Origin of the sequence: Streptomyces sp. NPDC049887, assembly GCF_040656535.1 — a bacterium.
Classification (GTDB): domain Bacteria; phylum Actinomycetota; class Actinomycetes; order Streptomycetales; family Streptomycetaceae; genus Streptomyces.
In genome coordinates this window covers 56,100-70,551 of sequence record NZ_JBFAMM010000005.1, presented here as the reverse complement: position 1 = coordinate 70,551, position 14,452 = coordinate 56,100, and the positions used below count along the sequence as shown (strand labels likewise).

8 protein-coding genes and 2 pseudogenes are annotated in these 14,452 nt (G+C 69.4%); 6 read left to right on the top strand and 4 right to left on the bottom strand.

The window, feature by feature from the left end; all coding sequences use genetic code 11:
* Positions 1-397 precede the first annotated feature (397 nt).
* From AB0J10_RS08060 to AB0J10_RS08050, 3 genes and pseudogenes are all read right to left on the bottom strand, one after another.
* Positions 398-796 (bottom strand): annotated as a pseudogene (locus AB0J10_RS08060) (transposase); the annotation flags it as partial.
* On the bottom strand, positions 797-1,024 hold the full coding sequence (locus AB0J10_RS08055) for a hypothetical protein (RefSeq protein WP_363058996.1): 228 nt from the start codon (positions 1,022-1,024) through the stop codon (positions 797-799).
* Positions 1,021-1,242, bottom strand: a complete 222-nt coding sequence (locus tag AB0J10_RS08050; RefSeq protein WP_363058994.1) for a hypothetical protein — start codon at positions 1,240-1,242, stop codon at positions 1,021-1,023. The genes AB0J10_RS08055 and AB0J10_RS08050 overlap by 4 nt, the downstream gene beginning before the upstream one ends.
* A 227-nt stretch (positions 1,243-1,469) precedes the next feature.
* Here AB0J10_RS08050 and AB0J10_RS08045 point away from each other — a divergent pair, with 227 nt between their 5' ends.
* The gene (locus tag AB0J10_RS08045) at positions 1,470-2,012 is read left to right on the top strand and encodes an SMI1/KNR4 family protein (RefSeq protein WP_363058992.1); all 543 of its coding nucleotides are present in this window, start codon (positions 1,470-1,472) and stop codon (positions 2,010-2,012) included.
* A gap of 68 nt (positions 2,013-2,080) precedes the next feature.
* On the opposite strand, the gene AB0J10_RS08040 is transcribed toward AB0J10_RS08045, so the two are convergent.
* Positions 2,081-2,617 carry a hypothetical protein gene (locus AB0J10_RS08040; RefSeq protein ID WP_363058990.1) on the bottom strand — a complete coding sequence of 179 codons (537 nt, stop codon included), beginning with the start codon at positions 2,615-2,617 and terminating at the stop codon, positions 2,081-2,083.
* Here AB0J10_RS08040 and AB0J10_RS08035 point away from each other — a divergent pair.
* The 5 genes and pseudogenes from AB0J10_RS08035 to AB0J10_RS08015 form a co-directional block, all read left to right on the top strand.
* Positions 2,616-3,173 (top strand): annotated as a pseudogene (locus AB0J10_RS08035) (glycoside hydrolase family 15 protein); the annotation flags it as partial. The gene AB0J10_RS08040 and the pseudogene AB0J10_RS08035 overlap by 2 nt on opposite strands.
* Before the next feature lie 253 nt (positions 3,174-3,426).
* Entirely contained in the window at positions 3,427-3,978 is a 552-nt protein-coding gene (locus AB0J10_RS08030; protein WP_363058988.1) for an EF-hand domain-containing protein, read from the top strand.
* A gap of 398 nt (positions 3,979-4,376) precedes the next feature.
* On the top strand, positions 4,377-5,198 hold the full coding sequence (locus tag AB0J10_RS08025; protein WP_363058986.1) for a methyltransferase domain-containing protein: 822 nt from the start codon (positions 4,377-4,379) through the stop codon (positions 5,196-5,198).
* A gap of 515 nt (positions 5,199-5,713) precedes the next feature.
* On the top strand, positions 5,714-12,901 hold the full coding sequence (locus AB0J10_RS08020) for an amino acid adenylation domain-containing protein (RefSeq protein ID WP_363059405.1): 7,188 nt from the start codon (positions 5,714-5,716) through the stop codon (positions 12,899-12,901).
* A gap of 21 nt (positions 12,902-12,922) precedes the next feature.
* Positions 12,923-14,392 carry a short-chain dehydrogenase gene (locus AB0J10_RS08015; protein ID WP_363058984.1) on the top strand — a complete coding sequence of 490 codons (1,470 nt, stop codon included), beginning with the start codon at positions 12,923-12,925 and terminating at the stop codon, positions 14,390-14,392.
* Positions 14,393-14,452: the final 60 nt, after the last annotated feature.

Here is a 14,452-nt window from a genome sequence, read left to right as displayed (position 1 = left end):
AGCGGCCGCGTTCGGGTTGGGTGAGGAAGCCTTGGCGGGTGAGGCGTCCGAGGCTGCGGGTGATGTTGACGGACGCCTCATGGGTGGGCATGCCGAGGAGCTCGTGCAGCTCGCGAGCCCTGAATGCCTGGTAGGGGTGCTGGTTGAAGGCGTTCACAATGGCCTGGTAGGCGGTGTTCGTCTCGGTCGGATCCGGCTCGTCTCGGGTCGGCGCGAGTTCCGCGATGACCTTCCGGGTGGTGGTCAGATCCGTAAGTCGCGCTTCGGTCTCGGCCAGGGCGGCGGTGAGGTGCTCGATCTGGCCGCGTAGTTCCCCGGCTCGGGCGGTGGCCTCGTCGTGGTGGGATGGAGGCCGGCGAGGAGTTCGGCGACGTTCACGCGGCCAGCCCGAGGGGTCGCGCCAGGCGGGACTCGGTGTGGTGAGACGGCAGGTCATGTTTGCCATGGAGGCCCAGTAGACGCGTGAGGCAGAGGTGTCGGGCCGGTGGCCGTACTCACGGGTCAGACGCCGGTGCAGCATCAGCGTGCCGTTCGTCTGCTCGACCACCCACCGCTTGGGCTGAGGGACGAAGCCTTTGCCCTGGTCAGCAGGGTTGCGGCAGACGACCTCGACGTCGATGTCCAGTAGGGCGCCGTGCATGATGACCTCGCCCTTGAAGCCCTGGTCCACCAGGGCCTTCTCCAGACGCATCCCGCACCGCTCGGCGGCCTGGTCGAGCAGGGCGGTGCCGGCGGCGTTGTCGTGGGCGGAGGCGGCCAGCACGACAACACCGATGATCAGCCCCAAATCGTCCACTCAGTAGTCCTCGAAGTAGTGCTGCACGATAGGCCAGGACAGGCCCAGATCCCGGCCGGCCTGCACCACCGATCGTCCGCCGCCACACACTGCGGCCCCGGCCGCCCGCCGAAGCGCCCCGGTCGTACGCATCCGCGCGGGTACCTGGCCTGTGGACTCGGTGAACGAGCGGCGGTCGCAGTCGAGTTCGGTGCAGTGCCAGCGTGCCTTGCGCCAGCGGATACTCACCGGGCGCAAGACAGGTGTCTGGGGGCGGTGGTGCGGTAGTCCTTGAGCCTGGTGGAGAAAACCCCGCACGAGGGACGGGCCCTCGCGGACTCCTCATTCGTCACGACGTACACCGTCGATCCGCCCGCCTTGTCGTCCTTGACCTGCGTCACACTCACCCCCTCCAGCCCAAGCAGTCGCGTCGCAGCCTCGTTGGTCCCGGTAGCGTCGATGCTCAAGCCCGTGGGTTCTTCATGATCGGTTGCCTAGACAACAACCGTGATCACGAAGACCCGCGGGCTCCTTGCGTCCAAGCCACCCACACCCCAGGCCCGTCACGTTCGGTGACCGAACATCAGGCCGTCACCGCCACACCCCCACTAAAATTCGAAGACCCGCTATCCGGCTACAGTAGGTGAGCCCGTTGGGTGGCATAGCGAATCCGTGCAGAGAGGGGCAGCGGGGAATGAGTGTGGTGGAGACCTGGTCCCGCGTGATGAGTCTTCTTCGGGAGTATGCCCCGGCCGATCACGCGGATCTGCCCGGTCCGGCCACGGAACAGATGATCGCGGCCGCCGAGGAGCGGATGGGGATCTCCTTTCCCCAAGACCTGCAGGCGTGGCTGCTTCTGAACAATCTGGATCTTCCCGAGGAAGACGTGGACGACGACGTCGCCTGCTGCGGTTACGCCGGGTTCCCGGACGAGGGGATCTTCTTTCTGGGCATCCGGGCGATGGAGAAGCTCTACGCGAATCACCCCTTGTCCGGTGGGGACGAATGGCGCGAAGAGTGGATCCCGTTCCAGTCGGACCGGGACGGTTGGATGGGACAGTTCATCGACGCGAGGGACGGACGTATCGGCAGATGGTTCGTGGGTGAGCCCACGATCACCGGCGAGTACGCGTCACTGGCTGACTACTTCGATTCCGTGGCGGAGATGCTGACGAGGATCGGCGCGGGGGACTATCCGATCTGTTCCGTTGTCGAAGGGCGACTTGTCTGGTCGTGAGGTTGTGAGGTCGCGAAACGGAAGTGCCCCGGAACCGAAGAACGGCCGGGGCACTTCTCATGGTCCGGTTACGGAGTGGGTGCGGTGAATCCGGCGAGGTCGAACCAGTAGTCGTCGTCCTCCATCAGGCGCTGTTGCTTGATGAACTCGCCGAACGGCCGCATCGACTGGGTGTTCTGCCAGTTCGACATCGAAGACCGGCCGCACGGCTCCTTCCACGTCGGTGCCGGGGCATCCGGGCGCAGGTGGAGCGTCATGGTGTCGTCGGCGTTGCGCCGGAGATAGGTCTGCACGCATTCCGCGCCGGTTTCGGTGACGTGGCTGGTGGTGGTGCTGTAGAGGTTTCCGGCGCTCTGGTAGGCGTTGGCGAAGGCAAACTCGTCGCAGCTGATCAGGTCAGGACGCGGCGCGCCCGCGTCCAGGGTCCACATGTCGGTGAACAGGCCGGTGTCCGGGTACTTCGTCCACTTTCTTTCGCAGATGACCTGACGGTTGCGGTACTGCTGCGTCTTGCCGGTGCCGTCGGCGGACAGCTTGTTGGCCAGGTAGGTGAGCGGCTTTCCACCGTTGCGGTTGCCCCACTTGACGTTGGTCTTGCGCCACATCCGGATCGGGAACGGCGCGGCCGACCAAGTGCAGCTCGACGTCTATGGCTACGTGATCGAGACCCTCTATCTCGCGCACGAGAGCGGCGTCGCCCCGTGCGGGGACACCGCGGTCCTGCACCAGCGGCTCGTTGAACACCTGGCCGAGCGATGACAGATGCCCGACGAGGGGTTCTGGGAAGTCCGCGGAGAGCAGCGGCACTTCGCCCACTCCAAGATCATGACCTGGGTGGCCGTCGACCGCACCATCCGCCTGGTCGAGGCCAGCGCCATGGAAGCCGACCTGTTCGCGCTGATCGAGCTGCGCGAGGCCATCCACCACGACGTGTGCACGCGCGGCTTCGACCCGGTCCGCAACACCTTCACCCAGTCCTACGGATCGCAGGAGGTCGATGCCGCCCTGCTGCTGATCTCCCGAGTGGGCTTCCTGCCACCGGACGACCCGCGCGTGATCGGAACGGTGGAAGCCGTACGCCGCGAACTGTCCACTCCCGAGGGGTTCGTGCACCGGTACCGGACCGCCGGGAAGCTCACCGGGATCGACGGCCTGACCGGTACACGCCGCCTCTGACGCGCACGGGAGGCCGGCCGGAGACCCATCGCGCCGCGCACATCCTGCCGACCGTTGGTGCACACCCGGTTGATCGAGCGCGTCAGGAACGGTGGCCCGCCGCCCGTGGATGCGTTCCACCGGGGAGTACGTCCGAATGACTGAAAAGGCAGAAGAGGAACCTTTCGTCAATTTATCCCAATTCACGGATCAAGGCATGGTGATCACGACATTCCCCCTTCGTTCTCAAGGAGGACACGTGACCGCTGCGGCACAGGACGTCATCACCGTCAAGCTCGAGCGCACGTTCGAGACCATGGATGCCAACCAGGACGGCTATCTGGATTGGACGGACTACCAGAAGCTCGCCGACCGCTACATCACGGCGTACAAGCTCGCCAAGGACGACCGCCGGGCCAGGGCGCTCCAGACCTTCTGCCAGATCTACTGGCTGGAGCTCCTCCGTCACGCCGGCGTCGACGGCGACCGACTCACGAAGGAACAGTTCGTCACGGCCAACCGCCTCGCGGTGATCGACACCAGTCGGCTCAACGTGACCGAGGGCGGCGGCCATGCGATCTTCGACGTCATCGACGTCGACGGCGACAACCAGATCAGCAAGGACGAGTTCGCCCGCTTCCTGAGGGACGTGTGGAAGAGCGACGCGCCCGATGCGATGGACATGTTCACCAAGCTGGACACCGACGGAGACGGCGCGATCTCGCGCCACGAGTTCATCCGTGCGGTGCGCGAACACTTCCTGTCGAACGACCCGAATGCGCCGGGCAGCCTGTTCTTCGGGCGCGTCTGAGCGGATTTGCGTGAGCTGGTACTGCAATCGCGTCCCCGGAATGCGCCCCGGCTGAACGATACGCCGTAGCAGCACTCCGGGGACGGGGCGATCACCTCCGGGGGAACAGGACACCGTGTGACACCCCCGACCGGCGGTAGCGCTCCGGGTGCGGTTGCAGTACTGCCCTTCGGTATTCAGCAGGACATCCCCGAAGGGCTTCCTCAGCGGGATTCAGGGTGGGCGGAGGTATGTCCGGTGGATCGGTCAAACCCGCCGCTCACCGCCCCGTTTCAGCTGCCCTGCCTCCCCTTGTCGAGTACGTTCGCTCCCTCTTCGTCGCAGGAGCTTTCACGCGGGCCGGCCGGTCTCATCCGCGACCCCGGCGAACGACTCGACGAACCGTGAAAGGTCATTTCATGCTGACGCAGCATTCCCACACGTCCGGCGACGTGGGGGCTTTCTACAACCGCCACACGGATGTGTACGACGATGCGCTCGGTGGGAACATCCACGTCGGCTACTGGGACGACGAAGCGGACGGCAGTTCCATGCAGGTGGCGACCGACCGGTTGACCGACCTCGTCACCGAACGCCTCGCCCCGGCCGAGGGCCAGCACCTGCTCGACGTTGGCTGTGGACACGGGAGCACCGCGGCACGCATCATCGCGCACCACGCCGTACGGATCACCGGAGTCAGCGTCAGCGACTACCAGGTCGAACTGGCCAACAGCCGGCCGCAACCGGCGGAGCTTCCCGGACGGGCCACCTTCCAGTGGGCCGACGCCACGCAACTCCCCCTGCCGGACCAGTCCTTCGACGGCGCGTACGCCATCGAGTCCCTGATGCACATGAAGGACAAGGCGGCGGCCCTGGGCCATATCGCCCGGGTCCTGCGTCCTGGTGGGCGGCTGGTCATCGCCGAGCACAGCCTCGAAGGCGAGCTCGCTCCCCCGGACGCAGACCGCATGGCCGAGGCGTGCAGGTTCTTCATGGTTTCCCTCAGCCCCGACCGGTACGGGACGCTGCTGCGGGAGGCCGGCCTGGAAGTGGTGGACTACACCGACACCACCGAGAACGTACGCCGCTCCTACGACAGCATGACCGACGGCTGGCGGAAGGCCGCACACGATCTCGACGGCCAAGAGGCGCGCGAAATGGAAACAGCAGCCGAACTGGGCGCCTGGTTCTTCGCATTCCCACAGCTACGGTACGGACTCCTCACAGCCATGCGCACCTGAGTCCGACCGACACCCCAGCCGAGGCCGCGCAACTCCTCGCGGACCTCGTGATCAAGACCGAGCGTCCCGGCGACGACATCGCCGGCGCTTTGCTCGACGCCCACCGCGGGGGCCGGCTCACCGAACGGGAGCCGGCCGACCAGATCTGGATGGTGCTCGGCGCCGGCTATGGGACCACGGCGAACCTGCTGGACCACGCCGTGGTCAACCTGCTCACGCACCCGGCCCGGCCGGACCTTGCCATGGCAGGCCGGGCCGGCTGGGACCAGGTCGTGGAGGAAGCCCTGCGCCGGCAGGCTCCGGTGGGCCGACTTCATGACGCACGGTCGCACCAACTGTCTGGGCGCCCAACTCGCGCTTCTGGAAGGGCGCATCGCGCTGAAAGCCCTCTTCTCCCGGTTCCCCGCCCTCGAACTCGCCGTCGAAGCCGACTGTCTGTCTCCGCTGCCTTCCCTCATCTTCGACGGGCACCAAGAGATCCCTGTACGGCTCGAAGGAAACCCCAACAGTTGAACATGAACCACCACACGCTGTACCCCTTGACGGCGTATCAGCGCGACGTATGGTCCGTCGGCTCCCAGGCTCCGGAGTCACCACAGTTCAACTGCGTTCTCCACGAGCGTCTGGACGGCGGCGTCGACCACGAGCGGCTTGCCGTGTGCGCGGAGCGCGTGTTGCGGCGTCATGAGACGTTCCGGTTGCAGTTCGCCGAACGCGCCGGCGTTCCCTTCCAACGAGTGGCAGCGGCGAGGGTGCCGGTCGTTGTGATCGACCTCTCGCACCGGCCCGAGCCGGACGCCGCCTGCGCCGAGTGGATGCGCAGGTGTATGGCCGACGCCCTGCCGCTCAGCAGCGGCCCCCTGGTCGAAGCCGTCGTCCTGCTGGAGAGCCCGGATGTCACGCATCTGCACATCAAGGCGCACCACATCGTCGCCGATGGCTGGACGCTCGATCGGCTGAGCCACGAGATCCTCCATGAGTACGCCCGGGTGCCGGACGGCGATCCGCATGGGAGCGCCCGGGAAACGCCTTCCTATGTGGCGTTCGTCGAGGAGGACTCCGCCTACCGCAGCGGGACGGAGGGTGACCGCGACCGTGCCTTCTACCGCGAATACCTCGGTGGCGTGGCGCCCGCGCTCTTCGCCCGTACGAAGGACAGCGGTCCGCGCGACCGCGGCCGTCACTCGTTCGTGATCGACGGTGCCCTCATCGACCGGGTCCGCGCAGCGGGCCACTGGCCCTTCACCTACGTCGCGGCCATGCTCGGCACCTATCTGACGCGCCTGCACGGGAGCGAGGAGGTGGTCCTCGGCGTCCCCTTCCTCAACCGTCCGACAGAGCGGCACAGGGGCGTTCTCGGTCAGTTCGCCAACACCCTGCCGCTACGGGTCGAGGCGCCCGGCGGGCTGACCGTCCGGGAACTGCTCGCCGACATCCAGAACACGACCCGCGCGCTGCGGCGCCACGAGCGGCTCTCGCTCGGCGACATCCTGCGGGAAGCGCCCGCGGCGGCCCGGGGCCCACGGCAGCTGTTCGACGTGACGCTCTCCTACATGAACTGGTCCCGGCCGAAGACTCCGGGGATCGTGCGGCGGGGCACCCTGAGGGCTCCCTCGCACGACCGGGACGCACTGGGCGTCCTGGTGTCCGCCTTCGACGGCACGACCGACGTCCGTGTCGACCTGGACTACGCCCGGGACGTCTTCGACGAGGACCTTCCCATCACCTCCGTGGCGGGGCACCTCACCATGCTCATGGAGCACGGTCTCGACCTGTTGGACCGGCCGCTGTCCGACATCCCCATGCTGTCGCCAGCCGAGCACCGGGACGTCACCGCCGGGCGCGCCCACGGCGGGTACGTGCCCTACGCGGACCGAGCCACCCTGCACGGACTGTTCGAGGCGCAGGCCGCCCGCCGGCCGGACGGAACCGCCGTCGTCGCGGCGTCCGGGGAGGCGCTGACCTATGCCGAACTCGACGAGCGCGCCAACCGTGTCGCGCGGGCCCTGCGCGCGGAGGGCATCGGCCCGGACGACCGTGTCGCGGTGATGATGGAGCGGGGCCCGCGGTTGCCGGTGGCGCTGCTCGGCATCCTCAAGTCCGGCGGCGCCTACGTACCGGTGGACCCCGGCCACCCGGCCGATCGGGTGGGCTTCCTGCTGCGGGACAGCCGCGCCAAGGTGGTCATCGTCGACGACGACGCTCCCGCCGGTCTTCCCACGGATGCGACGGTGCGGCGCGTCGGTGACCTGCTGACCGGCAGTGGCGCCCCGGTCGAGCCGCTCGCCACCTCCGAAGACCTCGCTTACGTCATCTATACCTCCGGTTCGACCGGGCGGCCCAAGGGCGTCATGGTCGAGCACCGCAGCGTGGTCAACCGCCTCGCGTGGATGCAGCGCCGCTACCCGCTCGAAGGAGGGGACGTCCTCCTGCAGAAGACGCCGGTCTCCTTCGACGTCTCGGTGTGGGAGCTTTTCTGGTGGGCCGTCGAGGGTGCGGCCGTGGCCCTGCTCCCGCCGGGCGGCCAGCGGGACCCGCGCGAGGTCTGCCGAGCGATCCGCGAGCACCGGGTCATCGCCGTGCACTTCGTTCCCTCGATGCTCGGTCCGTTCCTCGACCTGCTGGAGGACTCGGCGGCTGCACGCAAGGTCCTCGGGACCCTGCGGTACGTGTTCTGCAGCGGTGAGGCTCTGCCGGGCCCGCGGGTCGAGCAGTTCAATCGCCTGGCCGACCGGTGTCGTCGTGAGAGCGGCGCGGAGGAGTCGGCACGGCTCGTGAACCTGTACGGCCCGACCGAGGCGACGGTCGACGTCTCCTTTTACGACTGCCCGGCCGACCCCGCCCACGGCATCGCACGGGTGCCCATCGGCCGCCCGATCGACAACACCAGTCTGTACGTGCTGGGCGCCGACGACCTGCCGCAACCCGTCGGTGTTGCCGGCGAGCTGTGCATCGGCGGAGCCGGCGTCGCTCGAGGCTATCTCGACCGTCCGGAGCTGACCGCCGAGAAGTTCGGCAGCGACCCGTTCGTGCCGGGCGGCCGCATCTACCGCAGCGGGGACCTCGCCCGGTGGCTCGCGGACGGCACCCTGGAGTACCTCGGACGAATCGACGACCAGGTCAAGGTCCGGGGCAACCGCGTCGAGCCCGGCGAGGTGGCAGCCGCCCTGCGCGCGGTCCCCGGGGTACGGGACGCCATCGTGGTGGGCCGTACCACCGCCGACCGGGGGGCCGTCCTGGCCGGCTACTACGTCGCCGACGCCCCGATCGACACGGCGCTGCTGCGCGAGAGGCTCGGGCGGACACTGCCGCCGTTCATGGTCCCGGCGTCCTTCACACGGATCGACGGCATTCCGCTGTCCCCCAACGGCAAAGCCGACCGCGCCGCGCTTCCCCCACCGCACGACACCCTGAGAGCCACTGAGGGCGGGCAGCCGCGTAACCGTACCGAGGCGGTCCTCGCCGAGGTCTGGGCCCGCGTCCTGGGGCATGACACCGTGGGGGTCCACGACGATTACTTCGCCCTCGGCGGCGACTCGATCACCATGCTCACGGTGCGCGCCGAGGCGGAGGCCCGGGGCCTGCGCTTCTCGCTCACCGATCTTCTGCGGAACCCGACGGTGGCCGGCCTCGCCCCGTGCGCCGAGGAGTGCGACGCGTCCGAGGCCGAGACCGTCCCGGCCGCGTTCGCCCTCGTGGCCGACGTGGACCGGGCCCGGCTGCGGGACGCCGAGGACGCCTACCCGCTGACCCGGCTCCAACTCGGCCTGCTCTACCACAGCCGCAGGCACGAAGCCTCGGCCAGGTACCGGGACGTCTTCCGGTACACCCTGGAGATGCCGTGGAACGAGGCGCAGTTCCGTCACGCCTTCGACCGGCTGACAGCACGGCACCCAGTGCTGCGGTCGGCCTTCGACCTGACCGGCGCCGAACCGCTGCAGGTCGTCCGGCCCCGGGTGCACGGCGGCCTGGAGATCGCCGACCTGCGTCCGCTCGACAGCGTGGCAGCCGAGGCCCAGGTGCGCGCACACATCGAGGCACGCCGCCACCACCCCTATGTGTTCGACCGGCCGCCGTTGTATCTGTTCCGCGTCCATGTGCGGCCCGCTGCCGTGGACCTGGTCCTCAGCTTCCACCACGCGCTGCTCGACGGCGGCAGCGTCGCCACCCTGCTCCGGGATCTGCTCCAGGACTACGTCCACGGCCTCGGCCTGGACATCGGCCCCGTCGAGGGCACGGCGCCGCCCTCACCGGCGGCCCACGCACGGCTTGAGCGCACCGCCCTGAGGTCGGAGGAGGCCCGGCGCTATTGGCGCGGCAAGCTGGCCGGCTGCGAACCCCCGCCGATCGAGTCCTTCTCGCCCCACCTGCCCGGCACCGGCCGGCAGCCGGCCTCCCGGCGGGTCGAGCTGTCCGCCGCTCTGGTCGATCGGGTGCGGCACTTCGCGGCCGAACACACCTTGCCGGTGAAGTCCGTGCTCTTCGCGGCGCACGCTCTGACCCTGGCCGCGCTCGCCGGCACCCGTGACGTCACCACCGGCCTGATCACCCACGGTCGGCCCGAACTGGCCGGGGCGGAGCGCACTGCCGGGCTCTTCCTGAACACCGTGCCCGTGCGCCTGGACACCGCGCGGGACAGCTGGCTGGAGGTGGCGCGCGAAGGATTCCGCCAGGAGCGGGACGGCCATCCCCACCGCCGCTACCCGTTGAGCGCTGTCCAAGAGGACCACGGCGGGCCCGTCCTGGACACCGCTTTCAACTATGTGCACTTCCACCAGCTCGCCCCCGTCCTCGGCCTGCCCGGCCTGCGCCTCACGGCGTTCCGTACCTGGGAGGAGAACGACTTCCGTCTCCTGGTGAACGCGGTCACCGAACCTGACGGTACCGGCATGTGGCTGCGGATCGACTGCGACGGTGCGACGTTCCCGGCCGCTCAGGGCGACCTCTACGCGGCCGACTACGTGCGCATCCTGGACCGCCTGCTGGAAGAGCCGCACAGCAGGCCGGACCTCGCCTTCCTCGCTCCCCGTCCCGTCCTCTCCTCCTCTGCGGAGCACCCCACGGTCGTGGCCCGCTTCGCCGACCAGGCCGCGCGCACACCGGACGCGACCGCCGTGGTGATGGGCGAGGAGCGGTGGAGCTACGCCCGGCTGGCCGAGGCCGCCGAGAACGTGGCCGGGCGGCTGCACGCGCTCGGCGCCCCGGCGGGCGCCCGGATCGGGATTGCCATGAACCGGTCCCCGCTGACCATGGCGGTGCTCCTGGGCGTCATGCGGGCCGGCTGCGCGGTCGTCCCGATGGACGTCGGCTACCCCGCCGCCCGGCTGGCCACGATGGTGGAGCAGGCCCGGCCCTTCCGCGTCGTGGCCGAGGCCCCGTACGCCCACCTCGCCGGTGATCCGGCGCTGCTCCTGCCCGCCGAGTCGGTGGCCGCTCCCGCGCCACCGTGCCGGGGGCTGGGCGGGACGAACGTGGAGAGCACCGCGTACGTCCTGTTCACCTCGGGCTCCACCGGGACCCCCAAGGGCGTCGCCATGCCGCACCGCACCCTTGCGGCCCTGGTGGCCTGGCAGGCCGGGGCGCCCAGCGCGGCCGTGGGCGGTGTCACTCTGCAGTACGCACCGCTGAGCTTCGACATCTCCTTCCAGGAGATCTTCTCCACGCTGAGCTACGGCGGCACCCTGTGCCTGGCCGGCGACGCGGAGCGGCGGGACATGCCCGCGCTGCTGCGCCTGCTCGACCGCGAGCGCGTCGAGCAGGTCTTCCTCCCCCCGGTGGCCCTGCAGCAACTGGCCGAAGCCGCCGGCACGCTGGGCATCTTCCCACGGACGCTGCGGTTGATGATCACCTGTGGCGAGCAGTTGCGCGTCACCCCGGAGATCCGCGCATTGTGCGCCGCACTCCCGGGCGCCGTCCTGGAGAACCAGTATGGTCCGACCGAGACCCATGTGGTCACCGCGTTCACCATGACCGGCGACCCCACGGCCTTCCCCGCGCTGCCGCCGATCGGCGTCGCCGTCGACGGGGCCGAGGTACACGTCCTGGACAAACGGATGCGTCCGGTGCCGGTCGGGGCGCGAGGAGACGTCTACCTGGGCGGCGGCTGCCTGGCCGAGGGCTATGAGGGCCGCCCGGACCTGACCAAGGAGCGCTTCCTCCCGCATCCCTTCGCGGACGGCGATCACAGGCTCTACTACACCGGCGACATCGGCATGGTGCTGCCCGGCGGAGACGTCGTCTTCCTCGGACGCGACGACGCACAGGTCAAGGTGCGGGGCTTCCGCGTGGAGCCGGCCGAGGTGGAGCTGGCCGTCACCGGCCTGGCGCAGCGGTATCCGGGACTGCGCGACGCCGCGGTGGTGGCCCGCCGGCGGACGGACGGCGAGACCTTCCTCGCCGCCTTCCTCCTCGGCGAGGGCACGGACGAGGACGTGGCCGACATTCGTGAGCGGCTGCGCGGCACCCTGCCCGATCACATGGTCCCCGCACATCTGCAATGGGTCTCCCAGTGGCCGCTGACGCCCAGCGGCAAGCGCGACGACGCTGCACTGCGCCGCGTCCCGCTGGCCGTCCCCGGTCGCGCCCCCGCCGCCGCGCCGCGCGACGCCTACGAGCGGGCTCTGACCGAGATGCTGGCGGACGTGCTGTGCCTGGACACGGTGGGGGTGCACGACAGTCTCTTCGACCTCGGAGGCACCTCCCTGGCTGCGATGCGGCTGGTGGTCCGGATCGAACAGCGCTACCGGGTGTACATCCCCCTCGCGGAGTTCATCGCGACGCCCACCCCCGCCGGACTCGCGGCACGGCTGCGCGACCGCGGAGCAAGCGCCGCGTTCGACCCGTTGGTGCCGATCCGTCCGCAGGGCACCCGCCCACCGCTGTTCATGGTCCACCCGATGGGTGGCAACGTGCTGTGCTATGTCGCCTTCGCCCGGCATCTCCCGGACGATCAGCCGCTGTACGCGCTTCAGGCCGCCGGAGCCGACCCCGGCACCACACCACTGCGCAGCGTGGAGGACCTGTCGGACAGCTACCTGACCGCGTTGCGGAAAGTCCAGCCGCACGGTCCCTACACCATCGGCGGATGGTCCTTCGGCGGCTTCGTCGCGTTCGAGATCGCCCGTCGACTGCGGGCTGCGAACGAGCAGGTCGCCCTGCTGGTGCTGGACACCACCGCCCTGGAGCAGGGGCCGCGCGCAGCGCACGACGACGACGGCCTGCTGGAGTGGTTCTTCCACGAACTGCTCTGGCCGCGAGTCGGCGGGGCGTCACCGGCACGGATCATCCCTGACGGACTCGGTTCGACGGAGGAGAAGTTCGCGTTCATCGCGCGCGTCGCGAGCGAGCGGGGCGTCCTTCCGGCCGGCAGCTCCGGGGCCGTCATCCGCCGCCTGTTCGATGTGTACCGGGCGAACTGGCAGGCGACACTGGACTACCGGCCCTCGCGCGAGGAGCAGGACCTCATGTTGATCCGCGCCGCCGAGCCCCTGCCCGCCGTCCTGTCCGCCATGCACAGCGCCGCCCGAACCCGTCATCAGGACCCCTGCAACGGCTGGAGTGCCATGACCAGCGGGCGGATCCAGGTGGTCCGTGTCCCCGGCGACCATCTGACGATCATGGAAGAACCGCAGGTGGCGCACCTGGCTCATACCGTCGCGGAGCTGATCAGCACCGACTTCACCCGAACCGGCCGGGAGAGCTGACTCATGCGATCGGAGCGGCATGTGAAAGCCCCTGTCATCGGTTCCGGCATCGACGGTCTGACCTGTGTGGTCGCGCATGCCCTCACCCGGCGAACCGCCCAAGACCCTCCGGACGGTCCGGCCACCGGACCCAGCAGCGTCCACCGCGAGCTGAGCCCTTTGGAGCGCCTGTACTGGATCGCCGACCGGACCTCACCGCTCAACGTCATCGCCCGCGCCCGCGTGCACGGACATCTGCCCCCGTCGCTGCACCGCCACGCACTGGACACCCTCCAGCTCCGGCACCCCTTGCTGCGCGTCGCGATCGCCGATGACGGCACCGGAGCGCACCCCGCCTTCATCCCGGTGGACGGGCGGCAGATCCCGCTTCGGTTCGCACATGTACCGCCGGACGATCCCACGGCCGACACGCGGTGGGAGCGCGAGGTGAACGACCGCGAGCTCGTGGAAAGTGTGGACTGGCGCGCCGGGCCACTGCTGCGCGCGGTGGTGATCACCTCGGGAGGGACGGGCAGCGAGAACGAAGAGCACGCCCATGACCTGCTGTTGACGGCCTCGCACATCATCGCCGACGGCAAGACGTGCCTGTCCCTGGTCCGGGAGTGGATCGAAGCGGCCGCACAACTGGACTGCGGCACGCGGCCTCAGGCCACCCCGCGACGGGCACTGCCCGCGACGGACGACCTGCTCCCTCCTCGCCACCGTGGCGCCGCGGGTATCGCCGGGTTCGAGGCCATGATGCGCCGGGAACAGCGGGCGGCCCGACGGCGTCCCGCACAGCGGGTCGTCCCCAGTCACCGGGTGACTTTCGAGCAGCGGCGCACCCGGATGGTGCACAGGTGCCTCACCACCGAGCAGTTGGAGCTGCTGGTGACTGCGGCCAAACGGCACGGCATTACGCTCCACGGAGTTCTGGCCGCCGCGATGGTGACGGCGGTCGCCCGGGACGCGAGAACCTCGGCGGCGGCACTCTTCTCGATCGGCTCGCCGGTCGACTTCCGCGGTGATCTCGAACCGGCCGTGTCCCCCGACGAGGTCGGCACCTACGTGGCCACGGTTCCTTCCCGCGTCCGCTACGAGCCCGGCCGACCGCTGTGGTCGATGGCCCGGGCCATCAGCCAGGACCTGGTGCGGCGCCGGGGACGCCAGGAGCACCTGGCCACGGTCAGCCTGCCGCGCTGGACAGGACCGGCATCACTGGCGGACAGCGAGCCGTTCATGCGGTTCATGGACGAGAAGGGGCCCATCAACCTGTGCCTGTCCAACGTCGGCCGCTACGAGTTCCCCGACCGGGCGGGCTCGTGGCGAGTCGGTGAGGCCCAGTTCCTCACGGGCGTCTCGGTGATGGGCGCCATCGTTGCGACGGCGACCACGAGTCACGCCCAACTCGCCTGGAACTTCAGCTACGTCGAGGACCTGATTCCGACGCTGCGCGCACGCCGCATCGCTGACGACTCCGTCCGCACCGTGCTGTCCGCTCTCGCCGAGTGACCGGTCGAGCCGCATACGTGCCGGATCTCGCGGATCCCCGGGGCCGTGCTCATCCAACCC

Coding starts and splice junctions, on each gene's coding strand:
- AB0J10_RS08045 (WP_363058992.1), top strand. CDS start 1,470: ATGAGTGTGGTGGAGACCTGGTCCCGCGTGATGAGTCTTCTTCGGGAG.
- AB0J10_RS08040 (WP_363058990.1), bottom strand. CDS start 2,617: ATGTGGCGCAAGACCAACGTCAAGTGGGGCAACCGCAACGGTGGAAAG.
- AB0J10_RS08025 (WP_363058986.1), top strand. CDS start 4,377: ATGCTGACGCAGCATTCCCACACGTCCGGCGACGTGGGGGCTTTCTAC.
- AB0J10_RS08020 (WP_363059405.1), top strand. CDS start 5,714: ATGAACCACCACACGCTGTACCCCTTGACGGCGTATCAGCGCGACGTA.